The organism is Aeromonas schubertii (assembly GCF_000820105.1).
Lineage (GTDB): Bacteria > Pseudomonadota > Gammaproteobacteria > Enterobacterales > Aeromonadaceae > Aeromonas > Aeromonas schubertii.
The window spans coordinates 1-18,856 of sequence record NZ_CDDB01000081.1; the positions used below are offsets into that span (position 1 = coordinate 1).

The following is an 18,856-nucleotide window of genomic DNA, read 5'->3' on the forward strand; positions in this document are numbered from 1 at the left end:
CGACGAGCCCATCCCGGTCGAACTGCGACCGGCGCTCGGCAACCGTATCTATGGCTGCGATGACTGCCAGCTGATCTGCCCCTGGAACCGCTACGCGGACGCCACCCCCGAGCCGGACTTCACCCCGCGCCCCAATCTGCACCGCCCCCCCCTGCTCACCCTGTGGAGCTGGGATGAACCGACCTTTCTCAAGCACACAGAGGGGAGCCCGATCCGCCGTATCGGCTACCAGCGCTGGCGTCGCAACCTGGCGGTAGCGCTCGGCAACGGACCGGCCGACGGGGCGGTCATCACGGCTCTCGAACAGGCACGCCCCCATGCTACGCCCCTGGTGGCCGAGCATGTCGACTGGGCCCTCGCCACCCTCCAGAGTCGCGCCGAAGAAGAGAACAAGAAGACTCAAAGGCTGATCCGCTGCATCGAAAAAGGTCTACCGGATCACGCCTAGCCATCGCAGGGCTTGCACCGGGATATCCGGTTTTTCATCCTGTGCCGTCACCCGTGCAGACAAGGAGTAGAGCATGCACATTTTGGGAGTCGATATCGGTGGAAGCGGCATCAAGGGATGCCTGGTCGATACCACAACGGGAGAGCTCATCGGCGAACGCCACCGCATCCCCACCCCGCAGCCGGCAACCCCGGCGGCCATCGCCCACACCCTCAAGGCGCTGGTCGAGCACTTCGACTGGAAAGGCCCGGTAGGGTGCGGCTTTCCGGCCATCATCCATCACGGGATTGCCAAGAGTGCCGCGAATATAGACCCGAGCTGGGTCGAGACCGACGCCGAGCGACTGTTTGGCGAGATCACCGGCCTGCCCTGCTTTGTACTTAACGATGCCGATGCGGCAGGCATTGCCGAGATGCGCTTCGGCGAGGGCAAGGGGCACGAGGGGGTGGTCATCCTGATTACGGTCGGCACCGGCATCGGCACCGCCGTGTTTGTGAACGGCCATCTGCTGCCCAACACCGAGCTGGGCCATCTGATGCTGGAGGGGATGGTCGCCGAGCACTACTGCTCCGACGCGGTACGCAAGCGCGAGGATCTGGGCTGGGGCAAATGGGGCAAGCGCTTCAATCACTATCTGGCGCGACTCGAATTTCTCTTCTCCCCGGATCTCTTCATCCTGGGTGGCGGCAGCGCCGCCAAGATGGACAAGTTCATCGACAAGATAGCCACCCGGGCTCCCCTGTTGCCGGCGGCCAGCCTGAACCAGGCCGGTATCATAGGGGCAGCCCTCTATGCCGCCAGCCGCCAGGGGCGCAAGCAGAGTCGTCGCGGATGACAGAAGAGGGCACCACGCCCTCTTCCCATGTCATCAGATATCGTCGAGACGGTGGGCACCGTGGATCAGGCGGTGACGCCGCTGCTGCTCCAGAGCGGCCAGGGTGTCGAGCAGGCTGGCGGTCCCCTCGGTCGGGCATTCGCGCGCCAGACGGGAGAGCTCGCTCACCAGCCGGCTCTCGATGCCATCGGCCAGAGAGACGATATGATCCGTGGTCATGGTGGCCGGCAGTTCGCTCTGATTGATGAGGGGGATCAGGTCGTCGGCAAACCCCAGCTCCAGCCAGGTATCTGAAACACCCTCGCTCATCTGCCGCCGGTACTCCTGCAGATGGACCAGCGCCGACTCCTCGCGCCCCCTGAGGTAGGCCAGCAGCAGGCGGCTGCGCTCGGCATCCGCCTGTCGTTCGAGGCGGCCATAGAGGCGTGACAACATCTGATGCACCTGCTCCAGGTAGTGCAGCAAGTCCTTGATCTGTTGGAAGCGCATGATGAACTCCTCCGGTCATTGACTCGATCCCAGTATCTACAGAGGGAAAAACGGCGCCAAGCGGTCCCGAGAGAGGGATTGCGACAAGTCAAAGAAGTGGCGAATAAATCGACAACCGGGAGAAAGTGGAACAAAACGTGCCGCAAGGGGCGAAGAGCCATTCGAGAGAAGGAGATTTTGGAGCGGGAAACGAGACTCGAACTCGCGACCCCGACCTTGGCAAGGTCGTGCTCTACCAACTGAGCTATTCCCGCAACGGAGTGTTATCGGCGATGGTTTGGAGCGGGAAACGAGACTCGAACTCGCGACCCCGACCTTGGCAAGGTCGTGCTCTACCAACTGAGCTATTCCCGCAACGGAGTGCCATCGGCGATATTTTTGGAGCGGGAAACGAGACTCGAACTCGCGACCCCGACCTTGGCAAGGTCGTGCTCTACCAACTGAGCTATTCCCGCAAAACAGATTGTCATCGCGATGGATTGGAGCGGGAAACGAGACTCGAACTCGCGACCCCGACCTTGGCAAGGTCGTGCTCTACCAACTGAGCTATTCCCGCAACGGAGTGCCATCGGCGATATTTTGGAGCGGGAAACGAGACTCGAACTCGCGACCCCGACCTTGGCAAGGTCGTGCTCTACCAACTGAGCTATTCCCGCAACAGATTGTCTTCGCGATGAGTGGAGCGGGAAACGAGACTCGAACTCGCGACCCCGACCTTGGCAAGGTCGTGCTCTACCAACTGAGCTATTCCCGCAACGGGCATCACCGACGAAATTTGGAGCGGGAAACGAGACTCGAACTCGCGACCCCGACCTTGGCAAGGTCGTGCTCTACCAACTGAGCTATTCCCGCAACGTACGGCAGCTTGCGCTACTGCACGGGAGCCGAATTATACGAGGGGGCACTTCAATTGCAAGGGCTTTTTCGGCCACGCTGGTGCGAATGCCTAAAAGCTCGCCGAATTGGCGGGCCTTTCACCCGCCCCCCGATGGCCGAGGATCAGATGGTAAAGATCCGCTCCCGATAGAAACGCAGCTCGGCCACCGACTCACGAATGTCATCGAGAGCCTGGTGGGTCCCCTGCTTCTTGAACTCCCCGAGGATCTCCGGTTTCCAACGACGCACCAGCTCCTTGATGGTGCTGACGTCGACGTTGCGGTAGTGGAAGAAGGACTCCAGCTCCGGCATGTGGCGAACCATGAAGCGGCGATCCTGGCCGATGCTGTTGCCGCACATGGGGCTGGTTCGCTCGGGCACCCACTGGCGCAGGAAGGCCAGGGTCTCGGCCACGGCGGCCGCCTCGTCGTGCCGGCTGGCACGCACCCGGTCGATCAGGCCCGAGGCGCCGTGGGTGTTCTGGTTCCACTCGTCCATCTTGGCCAGCTCGGCCTCGCTCTGATGAATGGCCAGCACAGGCCCCTCGGCCAGCACATTGAGATCCTTGTCGGTGACGATGGAGGCGATCTCCAGCACCACGCACTCATCGGGATCGAGGCCGGTCATCTCCATATCGATCCACACCAGATTCTGCTCTGAAACGGTCATCTTGCTTACTCTTGGCGGCATTTTGTGAATTTGCATGTATCATACTGGCTTTGTTTTTAGCAGCAAAACGGCGAATCGCGTGGCAAAGAGAGCGAAACTCAATCTGGGACAGCAGCGGCGGGTACAAGCCAACCGCGACAAGCGCCTGAACGACCTCAAAAAAGAGAAGGCGCCGCAGATCGATGACAGCCTGCTGGGCGCCCCCGAGGAGGGGGTGGTCATCAGCCGCTTCGGCCAGCATGCGGATGTGGAGTCCCAACATGGCACCCTGGGCCGCTGCAACCTGAGACGCACCCTCGGCAGCGTGGTGTGCGGCGACAAGGTGATCTGGCGACCGGGCAGCAACGAAGGGGTTCCGGGGGTCATCGAGGCGGTCCATCCTCGCCACTCGGTGCTGACCCGTCCCGACTTCTATGACGGGGTCAAACCGGTGGCGGCCAACATCGATCAGATCGTCATCGTCTCCTCCGTCATGCCGGAGTTCTCCAGCAATATCATCGACCGCTACCTGGTAGCCGCCGAAGACGTGGAGATCACCCCCTTTATCGTCCTCAACAAGGTCGACATGTTGGGGGACGCCGATCGCGTCGCCATCGAGCGTCAACTCGATATCTACCGTGGACTCGGTTATCCGGTGCTGCTGGTGAGCAGCAAGAGCGGCGAGGGTATTGACGCCCTCAAGGCCGCCCTGGCCGACAAGGTGAGCATCTTCGTAGGCCAGTCCGGGGTAGGCAAGTCATCGCTGACCAATGCCCTGCTGCCCGGGCTGGATGTGCTGACCGGCGAGATCTCCGAGGTCTCGGGTCTGGGCCAGCACACCACCACCACGGCGCGCCTCTACCACTTCCCGAGCGGCGGCGATCTCATCGACTCCCCGGGGATTCGCGAGTTCGCCCTCTGGCACCTGGAGCCGGAGCGGGTCACCTGGTGTTTCGTGGAATTTCGCGACTACCTGGGGGGGTGCAAGTTCCGGGACTGCAAGCACAAGGATGACCCCGGCTGCGTCCTGCGCGAGGCGGTCGAGCGGGGCGAGATCACCCGCGAGCGCTTTGGCAACTATCACCGGATCCTGGAGTCGATGCAGGAAACCCGTCACGGCCGGCAGCAAGCCCGCCTCTGATCCACTTTTCGAATGAGAGCATCATGAGCTTCACCGATACCCTGAAAATTGCCGGTCAATACTGCCTGCCCAAACACGCCCTCTCCCGTCTGGTGGGCAAACTGGCGGCGGCCGAGGCGGGCACCCTGACCACCCGCATCATCGAATACTTCATTGGTCGCTACGGCGTGGACATGAGCGAGGCCCTGCATGAAGAGGCCGCTCACTACAAGAGCTTCAATGCCTTCTTCACCCGTCCGCTCAAGGAGGGAATCCGCCCCGTGGTCGAGGATCCCATGACCCTGGCCCTGCCGGTGGACGGCACCGTCAGCCAGCTCGGCCCCATCAGCCAGGGCCGCATCATCCAGGCCAAGGGCCACGACTACAGCGCCCGCGAGCTGTTGGGGGGCTATGACGATCTGGTGGCCCCGTTCAAAGACGGTGACTTCGCCACCATCTACCTGGCGCCCAAGGACTACCACCGCATCCATATGCCGTTGGACGGTGTGCTTGAAAGCATGGTGTTCGTGCCGGGGGATCTCTTCTCGGTCAATCCCCTGACCGCCGAAAACGTGCCCAACCTGTTCGCCCGCAACGAGCGGGTGGTCGCCACCTTCCGCACCGAACACGGCCCCCTGGCCATGGTGCTGGTCGGCGCCACCATAGTCGCCAGCATCGAGACCAGCTGGGCCGGATGCATCGCCCCGTGCGGTCGCAAAGAGGTCAAGCGCTGGGACTACCCGGGTGAGCAGGCTATCACCCTGAAGAAGGCCGAGGAGATGGGGCTGTTCAAGCTTGGCAGCACGGTCGTCTGCCTGTTCGGACCGGGCATGCTCGAGCAGTTCGAGCCGCACCTGCAACCGGGCGTGGTCACCCGCATGGGCGCCCCGTTTGCCCGCCTCAAGGGATGAGTCTATGAGCCAGTCGAACAACCCCCTGCACGGGGTGACCCTCGCCATGATGGTCACCGAACTGGTGGATCACTACGGCTGGCCCGAGCTGGGGCGGCAGATCCCGGTGCGCTGCTTCACCCATGACCCCAGCATCAAGTCGAGCCTCACCTTCCTGCGCCGCACCCCCTGGGCCCGCGAGAAGGTAGAGGCCCTCTATCTGCTGACCCGGCAGCAGGCCACTATCTGGCAAAAACCATAAATCAGAGAACGATCATGGCATTCACCATCACCTATCGGTATCGTAAACAGCTGAAGTCGATTGGCTACGCCAACGACAAACACCACAGCATCTTTGACGCCATTGCCGCCGCCGAGGGTATCGATATGGTGCGCTACCGCGCCATGGAAGAGCAGGTGGCCAACATCAGCCGCCGCGACAAGAAGATGCTCAAGGAGTTTCGCGAGAACTACTTCCGTGAACTCGGTTTCAGCGACATCGTCATCGTGAGAGACGAACAGGAGTAACCCATGTTACGCATGACAGGGATCGTCATGATGATCACGCTACTGCCCGGCTGCAGCCTGCTGCCCTGGTGGGATGATGAGGCCCTGGTCCGCGACCAGCACGGCTGCCTGCGCAGCGAAGGATATCGCTGGTCTCCCCTGATGGAACGCTGCCTCATCCCCGCCGAGCAGGCGGTCCGACTCGGCTCTCTCAAGTATGGCGATGACCGAACCGCCTGGGTGCTGGTCGCCCGGGACAACAGCGAGGCCGAAGTCTATCTGCCGGAGCGTGACGCCATCGTATTGCCCCGTCGCAACCGGGGTGACAAACCCATGTGGGAGAGCGGCGACTGGTCTCTGCTGCGCAGCCGCGGCTTCGTGCTGAGCGAGGATGGCCACGCCCGCTTCCACAACTACGGCGCCCCATAACCCGGAATTCCCCTGTGCTGCACGAGATCTGGATCAGCGGCTACCGCTCGGTACGCAAACTGCGCATGTCCCTCGATCGTATCAATCTGGTGCAGGGCCCCAACGGCTGTGGCAAGAGCAACCTCTATCACGCCCTTCGCCTGCTGACCCGCAGCGCGGCAGGCGATCTCGCGCAAACCCTCAGCGCCGAGGGAGGCATCAGCCAGGCCCTGTGGGCAGGCGGCTGGCGCCGCGGAGACAAGGCGGGATCCCCGCGCCGTATCATACTCGGCATGCAGAGCGAGCAGTTTGGGTACGAGCTGCAGATTGGTTTGCCGCCCCCCATCCCCGGTTTTTCCCGCTTCACCCAGGATCCCCAGATCAAACAGGAAGAGGCCTGGCTCGGCCTGCGCCGCTCTCCTGCCAACCAGCTGCTGCTGCGCCGCAACCAGGCCGTCATGGCTCAGAATCTGGACGGGGAGAAGGTGGAGTATGCCCCCGGCATGCTCCATCATGAATCGGTGTTCGGACACCTGGCCGAGCCGGATCGCTACCCCGAGTTGGCCAAGCTGCGCCACCTGATGAGTCAGTGGCGTTTCTATCACCACTTCGATACCCACCCCGGCTCTCCCCTGCGCCATCCCAGGCCGGGCATACTCACTCCCGTGCTGGGCCACGATGGCCAGGATCTGGCGGCGGCCTTCGCGACGGTGGAAGACATTGGCGACAAAGAACTGCTGCATCGCATCCTGGGTGAGGCTCTACCCGATACCCGCTTCGGAGTCACCCGATTCGAGACCGGCTTTGCCGTTCAGATGGAGCGTCGGGGACTGGTCCGCCCCCTCGATGGCCGAGAGCTCTCCGATGGCACCCTGCGGCTACTCTGCCTGACCGTTGCGCTGCTCAGCCCCCGCCCGGCTCCCCTGCTCGTTCTGAACGAACCCGAGAGTAGCCTGCACCCGGATATGCTGCCGGCGCTGGGGCGCCTCATCGCCGAGGCGGCCCGCTACTCACAGCTCTGGATCACCACGCACAGTCCGGTACTGGCCTCCTGCATAGAGGCTCACGCCTCCTGCAAGCGATTCCCGCTGCAAATGGTCGAAGGAGAAACTTGCCTGGAAGACCCGCGGCGACGGGAGTGGCACTTCGATGAAGAGTGACAGGCGGTCATCCCGCCTGTCGGGAGAGATCAGTTGCCCAGTGTGGCAAACAGACCATTTTCGAGCTCGCCACGAGAGATGCAGACAGGCTTGAGGGAAGGCGCAGCGATGCGCTCGCCGGATGACTCCACATAGTAGAGACGGGTATTGCCCTTGACGTTGACGGTCGCCACGCTGTTGTCACCGCTCTGGGTGATGATGAGGTTCACCTGCACATTGGGTTCACCCGCCACCACCTTGGCCCCCATGGAGCCACAGTCGAGCCACTTCAGGCCGTCGGCCGCCTCGGGCAGATAGGCCGTCATCAGACCGGCACCACGCTGGCTGTTTTCGATCTGCAGGCCGTGATCCTTGAACCATTTCTCGGCCCGGGACCACACCAGATCCACCGGGATCTGCATGGTCTGGGTGTTGTTGGTGGCCATCGCCTGGGGGGGCGTGTAGCGATAGTCCTCATTGCTGCCATTGTCACCGGCACAACCGCCCAGCAGCAGGGCTACCAGCGCGGCACCATAAGCCTTCTTCATTTTCTTTTCTCGTTTGGATGACTGGCCCTCTGGCCAGGCCGGTATTATCCACCGCCCCGTAAAAACTGTCAGCCTCTCCCGGTTTTGCATGAGCCTTTCTTTACAAGCCCGCGACGCTCGCTTAGATTGCGGACAAACCGTAGCCTGAGTCTTCCCGTGACCACCCTGATCCTTCCCGACTGGTTGCAACAGGTCTTCGACCAACTGCCTATCAGCCTCTTCTGCCGTGACCCAGAGGGACGCTATCTCTTCTGTAACCTCACCTTTGCCCGGCAGGCCGGTTTCGCCACTCCGGATGACCTGGTAGGACGCTACGATCACGAGCTGCCCTGGGGAGATCGCTACCGGGACGAGGATCGTCGGCTACTGGCCCACGGCGCCCCCTTGATCGGGCAGCAGACGCGTTGTCAGGAGGGTGGCCAAGAGTGCTGGATCAACAGCCACAAACTGCCTCTCTTCGGCGCACAGGGAGAGGCGTTGGCCGTGCTCGGCATGGTGGAGGAGATCACTCACTTCAAGGGGGTTGAGGAGGCACTCTCTCTTCATCAGCACTTGCTGCGCAGGGTACTCGACGCCATACCGGATCTCATCAGCCTGACCCGGGAGGACGGCCAGCTACTGGAGTGCAACCACGCCCTGCTGCAGTTTCTCGGGGCTCGCCGCGAGGATCTCCCGCTCCCTCTGGCCGGACATCCACTCCATGAGCTCCCCGCTGCCGAAGTCGAAATCTCCCTCAAGGATGCCGCCGGGCGCCTCCACCAACTGGCCGTGACCCGACTCTGCGTCCCCGGCCTGGGAGAGCCCGCCCTGCTGACCCTCTATCGGGACGTCACCGGACTGCGCTCGACCCAGAAGCAGCTCAAGCGCGCTCACCATTTCGACAGCCTGACCGGTTTGATGAAACTCTCGACCCTGCTCGAGCAGACCCAGCGTCTGCCACGTCAAGCGGTCGGCCTGGTGATGCTGGACGTTCAGCATTTTCGCGAGATCAATGACCGCTTCGGTATTCGAGTGGCAGACCAGTTACTGAGCCAGATTGCCGTGCGCCTGCAGCAGTTGGCCCCCAGAGAGGCGTTGATCGGGCGTCTCGCCGCCGATGACTTCTGCCTGCTGCTGCCCTTGCACCATCTGACACTGCCTCTGGCCAGTTGGGTCAAGGCGCTCCACCGCCAGCTTCTCCCTCCCTATCAGGTACAGGATCACCTGATTCAGATTGAGTGCCATCTGGGTTATGCCGAAGGTGAGAGCAGTGAGGCCGAACTCCTGCTGGGACATGCGGAGGCGGCCCTGGCTCAGGCCAAGCGCGAGCGCATCACCTGCCACCCCTTCGATCCCCAGTTGGCCGCCCGCATCCGACGCAGCCGTCATCTGGAACAGGCCCTGCCCGTGGCCATTCGTCAGGAGCGCCTGCATCTGGTCTATCAACCCATCATGGGCGCCCCCCGGGGAGAGCTGCTGGGCACAGAGGTGCTCTGCCGCTGGCACGATGACGAGCTGGGCCCCATCTCTCCCGATGAGTTCATCCCGCTGGCCGAATCAATGGGACTCATTGGGGTTCTTGGCTTGCAGGTAATGAGGCGAGCCTGCGCCCAGCTTGCCCGCTGGCAGCCGCATCACCCCGGGCTGCTGCTCTCGGTCAACCTCTCGCCGCTGCAGTTTCGCCACCCCGGACTCTGCCTTGAGCTATGCCGCATCATCGATGAGTGCGGCCTCTCCACCGGGAGAGTGGAGCTGGAGATCACCGAGAGCGTCTTGATGGAAAATGCCGAGGAGATCGATAGCAATCTTCGTCAGTTGCTGGCCGCCGGCTTCTCCCTGGCCATCGACGACTTCGGCACCGGCTATTGCTCCCTCGCCTACCTCTCCCGCCTCAAGGTGCACAATCTGAAGCTGGATCGCAGCTTCATTCGCGAGCTGGAGAGCAATCCGACCACCACCGCCATCGTTCGCTCCGTGATAGGCCTGGCTCAGGAGCTGGGCATTCAGATCACCGCCGAGGGGGTCGAAACAGAGGCACAGCACGGCTGGTTGGTAGCTGCCGGCTGTCAACGGCTGCAGGGCTATCTGTTTAGCCCTCCCCTGCCTCCGATACAGTTTGCCGAGCGCTTCCTGACGCTTGCGAAAAATCAAGAGGCCGCTCAATGAGCGGCCTCTTGGCAAGGATCTCTTACTCCTGGAAGTAGGTTCCCCAACCGTCGTACTCCACACCATGCTTGGCGATGATGGGGAGCATGGCTTCCACATCGGCCATGATGGCGTCGGCATTGAGGGGCTTCTGGGTGATAGCATCGAAGCAGAGGATGGTGGCGCCGTCGTCCAGCTCCATCTCCTCGGCATCGGTCACCTCGTAACCGGCCTTGAACAGATCCACCGCGGCCTTCTCCAGACGGGCAAAGTCCTGACAGGCGAAGTGGTGCTCAATCTCGTACTCCGCGTCGGGATTGCTGCCATCGGCCAGCAGCTCGTCGATGATGGCGAGAGTCTCTTCACGCCACTCTTGCAGGTTGGTGCTCATAACGCCTCCAGGGCAGGAAAGTTGGGCGCAAGGATAACGCGCCCCCCTCTTTGGCTCAATCGCTTCTCCCTCCCCCCGAATGGGGGAGAGAGAAAAAAAGCCAGATCGAAACCTTATTCCACAACAACCCATCCGACCAGTGGATCCAGATGCTCAGCCAGCGCTCAGTCGCAACATATCGTTAACTTTCAGGCTCAATACCACAGCATCCCCTGATGACAGCACGATGACAAGGGGCGCACGGGAGGTTATCAAGGGACGGCGAGCGAAGACTCGCACCATATCCATCGTGTGAAGGAGCACATGAACGATGACAAGAAAAACAATAGTGAGCCTGGCAATAGGCTCCACCCTTATGATTGGAAGCCACGCATTTGCCGCCCCGGTTCACGGCCCCTTTGACGCCCCGTTGGCAGACGAGGAGAAGGTGCTGCAAATGCTGCGCGACAGTGGACGCATACCGGCACTGGCTACCCCGGAGGCGGAGCAGAACATCCTCTCCCGCTTCTATCGGGATAAAGCCAGCGCCTACAATGGTCACAGCGGCGATCTCGCCTTTCAGGAGTCCCGCATTCGCGCCAAAATCCTCAAGAAGGTGAAGCTCAACGGTACGGCGCGCCTGCGCGATCGTATCCCGACCCTGTTGCTCAAGGGGATCGAGAAGGAGCAGTGGAGCGGCGGCAAACGAACCGACCGCATCCTGGCCATCCTGATCGACTTCCCGGACTACCCGAAAAACAGCATCAAGCCTGACCAGACCAAGATGTACTACCCGGACTATGCGCCGGAGCACTATCAGGATCTGCTCTTCTCCTCCAAGGGCTATGCCGGCCCGAGTGGCGAGAAGTTCATCTCCATGCGCCAGTTCTACGAGCAGCAGTCCGGCCAGAGTTATAGCGTGGCCGGTCAGGTCGCCGGCTGGTACACGGCGAGCCAGAATGCCGCCTATTACGGCAGCAACAAGAACCAGACTGCCGTCCGGGAGTTGGTGCGGGAAGCCCTCAACCAGGTGGCCAACGATCCCTCTATCGACCTGTCCGAGTTCGACCAGGAGGATCGCTACGATCTGGACGGAGATGGCAACCGCAACGAGCCCGATGGCCTCATCGACCACCTGATGATCTTCCACTCCAGCATCGGGGAAGAAGCCGGTGGCGGCGATCTGGGTGAAGATGCCATCTGGGCCCACCGCTGGAACCTCGGTAAGGTCTATCAGCTGCCGGGTACCAACTTCTCGGCCTATGACTACACCATCCAGCCCATCGATGCGGCGGCCGGCGTCTGCTCTCATGAGTACGGTCACGACCTGGGGCTGCCGGACGAGTACGACACCAAGTACACCGGCAAGGGTGAACCTATCGCCACCTGGTCCGTCATGTCGTCGGGCTCCTGGGCCGGCGTCATCGGTGGCACCGAGCCGACCGGTTTCTCACCCTGGGCCAAAGAGTTCCTGCAAGCCTCTCTGGGCGGTAACTGGCAGCATGGCAGCAATGTTCACGTCGACGATCTCGGCGCCCGTGGCAACGTCTACATGCTGGATCAGGCCAACGACAAGGGGCGTAACGACGACGTGGTGCGTATCAATCTGCCCGCCAAAAAGGTGCCGCTCAATGCCCCCTACGCCGGCCAGTTCCAATACCATGGCGGCAAGGGCAACAACCTGGATAACCGGATGAGTGTATCGCTCGATCTCACCGGTCGCAGCCAGGCCACCCTCTCGTTCAAGACCTGGTACCAGATCGAGCAGGACTATGACTACGCCAGGGTGCTGGTCAATGGCCAACCCATCACGGGTAACCTGACCACCAGCAACGATCCCAATGGCGTCGGTTTTGGCGCAGGTATCACAGGTAACTCGGATGGCTGGAGTGATGCCGAGTTTGACCTCACTCCCTGGGCCGGCCAGCGCATCGAGCTGACCCTGCAGTACCTGAGTGACGGTGGCGTGGCCGAGAAGGGCTTCTTCGTGGATGAGCTGACCGTCCAAGCCGACGGCGACCTGGTACTGAACGACGGAGCCGAGGGGACGAGTGCCTTCACCCTGGCCGGTTTCGCCCGGAATGACGGCAGCGAAGCCAAGGAGCACTATTACCTGGCCGAATGGCGTAATCACGCCGGTGTCGACAAGGGACTGGCCCACATCAACGTTGCCGGACAGATGATGCGCTACGAGCCGGGCATGCTGCTCTGGTACGTGGATGGCAGCCAGGAGAATAACTGGGTCGGGGTCCATCCCGGTGAAGGCTTCCTCGGCGTAGTCGATGCGGATCAACACACCCTGAAATGGAGCGACGGCGCCGTCGCCAGTACCCGTTACCAGATCCACGATGCCACCTTCAGCCTGGGCTTCCAACGCCCGCTGGAGATCAAACACTCGAGCGGGTCTTTCCTGCGGGATCTGTGGCTGGCTCCGCGTCGGGTCTTCAAGGACAGCAAGCGCTACATCAGCGACGACATTCCCGATGCGGGCCGCAAGTTGCCCGAATACGGACTGAAGATCCAGGTCACGGGCCAGGCTCGCAACATGACCACGGGTCGCATCATCATCAGCCAGCATCCCTGATAGTCACCCTCTGCCGACACGGCAGAATATAAAAAAATCCGAAACCCGGAGACGGGTTTCGGATTTTCTATGTCAATTCGGCGTCCCGAGACGCCAAACCGATCTCGGTGCTTACTTCTTGCTCTCTTCGGCAGCCTTCTCGACGGTCGCGGCGGCATCGCTCACGGCGGCGGCTTCGGTCTTGGCGGCATCGGCGGCCTGCTCAACCTTCTCGGCGGCCTTGTCGGCAGCCTGCTCAACGGTCGCAGCAGCATCGCTCACGGCGGCAGCGGCGGCTTGAGCCGGCTCGGCGGCAGGGGCCTTGGCCTCTTCTTTTTGGCCACAAGCGGTCAACATCAAACCCAGGATACCGGCTACCAGTACTTTGTTCATCAGTCATTCCTCGAAGACAGGTTGAGAGATGGTCGGCACCATCCCTGTGCGCCGGATCACATTCCGGCCTGACACGGCGCGCACTATATCCCTATGGAACCGGAAGTAAAACGTGTCTTTCAATGAGATTTTTTTCTTCGGTGGATGAAAGATGGCTATATTTGCATGCGTTGTAGGATCTTCCACTAATCTGGCGTTATTTACGCCCCAGATGGCTCATTATTTCATCTGCCGAGCAACAACTCCCCTCACAGCAACAAATTGCCCAAGGGTGATGAGTTCAGACAGAAGCTGACCCGCAGGGCAGGCGCAACCCCTGCCCGGCGCTGTCACGAGCCAGGGCCAGCAGGGCCATCACCCGCAGCGCCTCGCCAGCCGGCACCGGGTTGGCCCCCTCCCCCTGCACCGCGCGGGCAACGGCCGGATAGTAACTGGCGTAGGCCCCTGCCTCGGGGGCAATGGTCACCTCACCGATCTGCTCCTCCTGTCGGGTGTAGAGCCTCCCCCGGGATTCCCCCTCGCCCCAGCCAGGCTGGCCGGGCAAGAGCCCGGCCTTAAGCCAGCTCTCCTGTTGATCCAGACCCGACTTGACATAGCTGGCACGGGTACCGTGTACCGTGAAGCGCTGCACCGCATGGGAGACCAGGGAGCCGGCACGCAGCAGCACCCGACACCGGCCATAGCCCAGGATCACCTCGAAGTAGTCATCGCTCATGGCGCCTTCGCGCTGGCCGGCGATGTCCGCCTGCAACCAGTCTGGCTCGCCAAACAGCTGCAATACCTGATCGAGCAGATGCGGGCCAAGATCGAACCAGAGCCCGGCACCGGGCCCACTCCCTTCGCGCCAACGCTGACGCACCGTGGGGCGGAAGCGATCGAAGCGACTCTCCAGCACCCTCACCTCGCCAAGCAGCCCCTCATTGATGAGACGGCGCAGGGTCAGGAAGTCGGCGTCCCAGCGGCGGTTGTGAAAGATGCTGAGCAGTAGTCCCTGCGTCTCGGCCAGGGCGATCAGCGACTCGGCCTCACGGGTATCGAGGGCAAACGGCTTGTCGATGACCACATGCTTGCCGGCCAACAGGGCCTGCCGCGCCAACGGGGCATGGGTGTCGTTCGGCGTGGCGATAACCACCAGCGCAATCTCGGGGTCAACCAGCATGGTGGCCATGTCACACACCCGTACTCCGGGCAGGTCGGCATGCACCTTGTCAGCATCCCGGCTGACCACAGTGGTGAACCTTATGCCCTCGGCGCTGCGCAGCAGCGGGGCGTGGAAGGTCTTGCCGGCATAGCCATAGCCGACCAGAGCGGTATTCAGCGCCATCACGAACTCCTCTCTCAGACTCCGGTATCACACAGGCGGCGGCCACGTCGAGTCAGTAGCAACAACAGGGGCGGCAACATCAGCCACATGTGCATCTCAAGCTGCTGCATGGACGAGGTGGCAAGCGCCCCCGTGACCCCGACCAGGGCTCCGGCACCGCTCATCTGCAGCAGGCCAAGCAGGGCGGCAGCGGTGCCGGCACAGTGGCCGAACGGTGCCAGGGCCATGCCGGCAGCCGAGCCCATCACCATGGCAAAGCCAATACTGGAGAGGAAGACGGGCCCCATCATGGCGAGCGGCGTCTCGACACCGCGCAGCCAGGTCAGCAGCAGTGCCGACGAGGATATCACGAGCAGACCGGCACGCAGGGTTCGACGCGGCCCAAAACGGCCGATGAGGCGCGGCGCCATGAAGCAGGCGATGATGTTGAGGGCGGCGTTGGCGGTAAACCAGTGGCTAAAGCCATTCATGTCCAGTCCCAACTTGACCATCAGTTGCACCGGAGCTGCCGTGACGTAGGCGAGGATGACCGCCATCGCCAACATACACAGTGAGGCATTGAACAGGAATCTGCTGTCTCCCAGCACCGGGCGATACCGTTCCCAGGCGATCAATGGCCCCTCGCTGCGGGTCTCGGCCGGGCGGGTCTCGGGCATGGTGAACCAGAGCCAGCTGCCGACGATCGCGGCATAGCCGGCCATAAACCAGAAGTTGGCCTCCCAGGCGAAGCGGGCGGTAAGCCAGCCACCGAGCAGAGGCGCAAGCGCCGGAATAAAGCAGATGGCACCGTTCAGGTAGGAGATCATCTGGCCACTCTTTTTCGGGCCATAGCTGTCACGAACCACAGAGAAGGCGGCCACCGAGGTGGCGCAGGCTCCCAGGCCTTGCAACACCCGAGCCATCATCAGGGCGCCCAGACTGCTGGCAAAGCCCGCCAGCACGGCGCTGGCACAATAGAGCAGGATACCGCACAGGGCCACCGGTCGACGCCCGTGGCGGTCGGCCAGCGGGCCGGCCAACAACTGGCCCACTCCCATGCTGGACAGGAACCAGGTGATGGTGCCCTGCATCCACTCCACCGGTGCGCCGAGAGACTCGGCCATCTGGGGAATAGCAGGCAAGTAGATATCGATGGCCAGAGGACTGAACAACACCAGCAGCACCAAAAGAGACAGCAATCCCATCTTCAATCCCTCCTTCTTGACCCATGAGTGAAAGTCGGCGCAGTCTACGGGCTCAATGACATGAATGGAAATGGCATTTGTTCACCACTGTTATTCCGAAAGGGAAATACTGCAATCGTTTGCACCGGAGCCATCGTTGACAGAACCCAATCATCCCCACCAAACCCTGAAGGTCGATGGCAGAGCCTGGTTCATGGGAGACCTGCACGGCTGTTTCTCCCTGCTTCGCGAGAAGCTGGCCGATGCCGGGTTCAATCCTGGGCGGGGGGACATGCTCATCGGCGTGGGGGACCTCATCGACCGGGGCCCCGATAGCCTCGCCTGCCTCTCTCTGCTCGAGCGCCCCTGGTTTCGCACCGTCTTGGGTAATCACGAAGCCATGATGCTGGGGGCACTGCAGGGCAGTGAAGAGGAGTGGCTACGCTGGCGACGGAATGGGGGGGAGTGGTTCGATCGACTGAATGCCGAACAGCAGCAGCAAGCCAGGCGTTTCCTGCCACGCCTCGCAGCCCTGCCTCTTGCACTGACGGTCGAGACCTCGAGGGGGGCCCACATTGGTGTGGTACATGCAGACCCGGGCAGCAGCGACTGGAACGACCTCGACGAGACATTCTGCCTGCAGCACAGGCGGACCCTGCTCTGGGAGCGGGGCCGCCTGATGGGATGGCAACTGGGGGGACAACATCCGGAGGAGGTGAGCGGCATCGACCGGGTGGTGATGGGCCACACTCCTCTGCGCGATAGCCGCTGGCTGCGCCTTGGCAACCTGTGCTGGCTCGATACCGGCGCCACCTACAACGGTGAGCTCACCCTGGTGAGTGACCTTACCCTGCTTGGCTGACGAGGCCGTCGAGACGAAAACGCCGGGTCAGTCCTTCCAGCTCACAGGAGAGCTCGACCAGCGCCTGGCTTGCCGCCGCCGTCTGCCTGGCCCCTTCGCGGCTCTGCTCGGCCACCACGCCGATCCCGTTGATCGCCCTTGCGATCTCCTCGGCTGCACTGGCCTGCTGTTCGGCCGCGGTGGCCGTGTGAAGGGCGTGACCATTGATCTCGGAGACGGCATCGGCCACCCGTCCCAATGCGCCCTGCAAGCCCGCCGTCCCCTCCAGAGTCAGGTGTGACAGCTCCACACTGTGGCGGATCCCCCCCAACACCTTGCCGGCACTGCCATTGAGGCTGGTGACCAGGTGCTCTATGTCACGGATGGAGGATTGCACCTGCTCGGCCAGGGTCTTGACCTCACCGGCCACCACGGCAAATCCCCGCCCTTGCTCACCCGCACGGGCCGCCTCGATGGCGGCATTGAGTGCCAACATGTTGGTCTGATCGGCGATACCGGTGATGATGCCCAGGACACCACTGATGGCACCGGCATCCCTCTCCAGTTGCGTCATGGAGGCATTGGCCTCGACGGCCGCCGTCTCGGCCTGCTCGACCCGGGTCCGGGTCACCGCCACCGATTGGCCCATCTCCCTGAGGCTCTCCTCGATCTGTTGCACATCGCTCGCCGCCGCCTGGGCATGCTGGCTGATCTCCGCGGCCGAGGCGGCCATCTCGTCCATGGTACTCGCCAACACCTCGATCTCCCGGCTCTGTGCCGTGATGGCCCCGGTACTCTGGGAAGAGACGGTGCTCGTCTCCTCCGCCTTCTGGGCGATCAGGGTACTGGCCCGACTGATGCTGCCAATGAGTTCCCGCAGGCTATGTTGCATCACCCCAAGAGCACCGCAGACACTTTCGTCCCTGCTTGCCTCCAGCTTGCCCGTGAGATCGCCACTGGCGATAGCCCGGGTCAGCGAGAGCATCTGCTCGGGCTCCCCCCCCAGAGGATTGGTGACACTGCGGGCAACCCAGAGGGAGATCCCCAGAGAGAGCAGAGAAGCACCGGCCAGGATCCCCCAGAGCAAGTGCTGCAGGCTCTGAACAGGCGCCAGCGCCTCGCTCTCGTCCTGCTCTGCGACAAGGCTCCAGGAGATCCCCTCAAAATGCAGTGGTGCATAGGCAGAGAGTACCCGGTTACCCCGATAATCCAGGATGAGGCGAGTTGCCTTCTCACCGGACTGGCTCCCTCTCACCGCCTCGGTCATGACACCGTTTTGCTCCAGCGTGCCGGCAAATGAGGCTCGAATCGAGTGTTGCTCCGGATCCAGCAGGGAGTCGGAACGCATACGGCCATCGGGACCGACCAGATAGCTCTCGCCGGTCTGACCCATCCCCTCTCGCGTCTGCATGATGCGGTTGATGGCATCGATAGAGAGTTGTAATGCCAGCACCAGGGTGCGGCCATCGGCCAGACGAAGGGGCTGGCCGATAAAGGCGGCAGGCTCATCCTTGCTGGGGGCATAGGGGGCAAAGTCGACCATGGCAAAGGCGCCGCTCCCGGTCACCTTCCGAAAGAGCTCGGCCAGTCCGGACTCCCGGTAGGGGCCATTCACCAGATCGGTGCCATAATCGGGCTCCCTGGCCACCGTGTAGACGACCCGGCCAGTCTCATCGATCACGAAGAGATCGTAGAAGTGAAGCTGCTTCACATAGCCGTCGAGCAGATCGTGGTGATGCTGCCAGTCGCTGCCATCTTCCGAGAGATCAGAGAGGGTATCGGACAGTACCCTGAGCATCTCCTTCTGCCGTGCCAGGTATTCAGCAATCTGGGTCAGCTTGATCTCCCGCACCGAGGTAAGATGGCCGAACACCTGCTCCTGCAGGGCTCGGCTGGCACTGCGCTCGATAAGCAGGGCCCCCAATAGCGCCGGAATCAGGGCTATCAACAAACAGATCGCCATCAATCGGTAATGCAACGGCCAACGCGTCCCTTCTCTCATCCTTGCCTCCCGCGAACACCTGCTCCTGAGCACTCAGCCCACTCGTCAGTGGTTATAAATTAGTCAACAGCCCCTGCCTTTTCTGACACCCCTCCCCATACGGGGGGTGGACCCACCCCATCACCGTACAGATGGTGTGAAAAATGCAGCTTTCCCCGCCAGCCCCCT

Annotated in this window: 19 protein-coding genes and 7 tRNA genes; 11 read left to right on the plus strand and 15 right to left on the minus strand. The window is 62.2% G+C overall.

The features are described from left to right. Positions 1-448: epoxyqueuosine reductase family protein (locus tag BN1133_RS16395; protein WP_462477400.1), on the plus strand; the 448-nt coding region annotated here is incomplete at its 5' end. Between the two features lie 73 nt (positions 449-521). Continuing rightward, positions 522-1,283, plus strand: coding sequence for a polyphosphate--glucose phosphotransferase (ppgK, locus tag BN1133_RS16400; RefSeq protein WP_050667549.1), 762 nt, complete (start codon positions 522-524; stop codon positions 1,281-1,283). A gap of 33 nt (positions 1,284-1,316) precedes the next feature. Here ppgK and BN1133_RS16405 read toward each other — a convergent pair whose 3' ends face one another. The 9 genes from BN1133_RS16405 to orn all read right to left on the minus strand — a co-directional run bounded on the left by BN1133_RS16405 (position 1,317) and on the right by orn (position 3,317). Beyond that, positions 1,317-1,772, minus strand: a complete 456-nt coding sequence (locus BN1133_RS16405; RefSeq protein ID WP_050667550.1) for a hypothetical protein — start codon at positions 1,770-1,772, stop codon at positions 1,317-1,319. Positions 1,773-1,950: 178 nt separating this feature from the next. Beyond that, positions 1,951-2,026: transfer RNA gene (locus BN1133_RS16410), tRNA-Gly, on the minus strand. A gap of 24 nt (positions 2,027-2,050) precedes the next feature. Beyond that, positions 2,051-2,126, minus strand: a tRNA-Gly gene (locus tag BN1133_RS16415). A 25-nt stretch (positions 2,127-2,151) separates the two neighbouring features. Beyond that, positions 2,152-2,227: transfer RNA gene (locus tag BN1133_RS16420), tRNA-Gly, on the minus strand. Between the two features lie 25 nt (positions 2,228-2,252). Further along, positions 2,253-2,328: transfer RNA gene (locus BN1133_RS16425), tRNA-Gly, on the minus strand. 24 nt (positions 2,329-2,352) lie between these two features. After that, positions 2,353-2,428 (minus strand) — tRNA-Gly (locus tag BN1133_RS16430). A 22-nt stretch (positions 2,429-2,450) separates the two neighbouring features. Beyond that, positions 2,451-2,526: transfer RNA gene (locus BN1133_RS16435), tRNA-Gly, on the minus strand. A 22-nt stretch (positions 2,527-2,548) separates the two neighbouring features. Continuing rightward, positions 2,549-2,624: transfer RNA gene (locus BN1133_RS16440), tRNA-Gly, on the minus strand. Positions 2,625-2,771: 147 nt separating this feature from the next. Beyond that, positions 2,772-3,317, minus strand: a complete 546-nt coding sequence (orn, locus tag BN1133_RS16445; RefSeq protein WP_050667551.1) for an oligoribonuclease — start codon at positions 3,315-3,317, stop codon at positions 2,772-2,774. A 79-nt stretch (positions 3,318-3,396) separates the two neighbouring features. Between orn and rsgA the strand changes: the two genes are divergently transcribed. Genes rsgA through BN1133_RS16475 form a run of 6 tightly spaced genes read left to right on the plus strand, consistent with a single transcriptional unit; the run spans position 3,397 to position 7,381 of the window. Next, entirely contained in the window at positions 3,397-4,437 is a 1,041-nt protein-coding gene (gene rsgA, locus BN1133_RS16450) for a small ribosomal subunit biogenesis GTPase RsgA (RefSeq protein ID WP_050667552.1), read from the plus strand. A 23-nt stretch (positions 4,438-4,460) separates the two neighbouring features. Further along, a complete protein-coding gene (gene asd, locus BN1133_RS16455) occupies positions 4,461-5,327 on the plus strand; it encodes an archaetidylserine decarboxylase (RefSeq protein ID WP_050667553.1) in 867 nt (288 codons plus the stop codon). 4 nt (positions 5,328-5,331) lie between these two features. After that, entirely contained in the window at positions 5,332-5,568 is a 237-nt protein-coding gene (locus tag BN1133_RS16460) for a VF530 family protein (RefSeq protein ID WP_050667554.1), read from the plus strand. A 14-nt stretch (positions 5,569-5,582) separates the two neighbouring features. Further along, entirely contained in the window at positions 5,583-5,834 is a 252-nt protein-coding gene (locus tag BN1133_RS16465) for a DUF2960 domain-containing protein (RefSeq protein WP_050667555.1), read from the plus strand. Between the two features lie 3 nt (positions 5,835-5,837). Next, positions 5,838-6,242 carry a hypothetical protein gene (locus tag BN1133_RS16470; protein ID WP_050667556.1) on the plus strand — a complete coding sequence of 135 codons (405 nt, stop codon included), beginning with the start codon at positions 5,838-5,840 and terminating at the stop codon, positions 6,240-6,242. 14 nt (positions 6,243-6,256) lie between these two features. Beyond that, positions 6,257-7,381: an AAA family ATPase gene (locus BN1133_RS16475; RefSeq protein ID WP_082178042.1), complete on the plus strand. Its 1,125-nt coding sequence runs from the start codon at positions 6,257-6,259 to the stop codon at positions 7,379-7,381. 29 nt (positions 7,382-7,410) lie between these two features. On the opposite strand, the gene BN1133_RS16480 is transcribed toward BN1133_RS16475, so the two are convergent. After that, complete coding sequence (locus BN1133_RS16480; RefSeq protein ID WP_050667557.1) at positions 7,411-7,908, minus strand: hypothetical protein; 498 nt, start codon at positions 7,906-7,908, stop codon at positions 7,411-7,413. 156 nt (positions 7,909-8,064) lie between these two features. On the opposite strand from BN1133_RS16480, the gene BN1133_RS16485 reads away from it, so the two are divergent. Beyond that, a complete protein-coding gene (locus BN1133_RS16485; RefSeq protein ID WP_050667558.1) occupies positions 8,065-10,053 on the plus strand; it encodes a putative bifunctional diguanylate cyclase/phosphodiesterase in 1,989 nt (662 codons plus the stop codon). Between the two features lie 22 nt (positions 10,054-10,075). Here BN1133_RS16485 and rraB read toward each other — a convergent pair whose 3' ends face one another. Next, a complete protein-coding gene (rraB, locus tag BN1133_RS16490; RefSeq protein WP_193556651.1) occupies positions 10,076-10,423 on the minus strand; it encodes a ribonuclease E inhibitor RraB in 348 nt (115 codons plus the stop codon). Positions 10,424-10,733: 310 nt separating this feature from the next. Between rraB and BN1133_RS16495 the strand changes: the two genes are divergently transcribed. Continuing rightward, a complete protein-coding gene (locus BN1133_RS16495; protein WP_050667559.1) occupies positions 10,734-12,986 on the plus strand; it encodes an immune inhibitor A domain-containing protein in 2,253 nt (750 codons plus the stop codon). A 111-nt stretch (positions 12,987-13,097) separates the two neighbouring features. On the opposite strand, the gene BN1133_RS16500 is transcribed toward BN1133_RS16495, so the two are convergent. The 3 genes from BN1133_RS16500 to BN1133_RS16510 form a co-directional block, all read right to left on the minus strand. Next, the gene (locus tag BN1133_RS16500) at positions 13,098-13,358 is read right to left on the minus strand and encodes a hypothetical protein (RefSeq protein ID WP_050667560.1); all 261 of its coding nucleotides are present in this window, start codon (positions 13,356-13,358) and stop codon (positions 13,098-13,100) included. Positions 13,359-13,638: 280 nt separating this feature from the next. Then, the gene (locus BN1133_RS16505) at positions 13,639-14,682 is read right to left on the minus strand and encodes an oxidoreductase (protein ID WP_050667561.1); all 1,044 of its coding nucleotides are present in this window, start codon (positions 14,680-14,682) and stop codon (positions 13,639-13,641) included. Positions 14,683-14,696: 14 nt separating this feature from the next. After that, complete coding sequence (locus tag BN1133_RS16510) at positions 14,697-15,866, minus strand: multidrug effflux MFS transporter (protein ID WP_050667562.1); 1,170 nt, start codon at positions 15,864-15,866, stop codon at positions 14,697-14,699. 136 nt (positions 15,867-16,002) lie between these two features. On the opposite strand from BN1133_RS16510, the gene BN1133_RS16515 reads away from it, so the two are divergent. After that, entirely contained in the window at positions 16,003-16,707 is a 705-nt protein-coding gene (locus BN1133_RS16515) for a metallophosphoesterase (protein ID WP_050667563.1), read from the plus strand. Here BN1133_RS16515 and BN1133_RS16520 read toward each other — a convergent pair. Beyond that, positions 16,691-18,637: a methyl-accepting chemotaxis protein gene (locus BN1133_RS16520; RefSeq protein WP_160327890.1), complete on the minus strand. Its 1,947-nt coding sequence runs from the start codon at positions 18,635-18,637 to the stop codon at positions 16,691-16,693. The genes BN1133_RS16515 and BN1133_RS16520 overlap by 17 nt on opposite strands. Between the last annotated feature and the right edge of the window lie 219 nt (positions 18,638-18,856).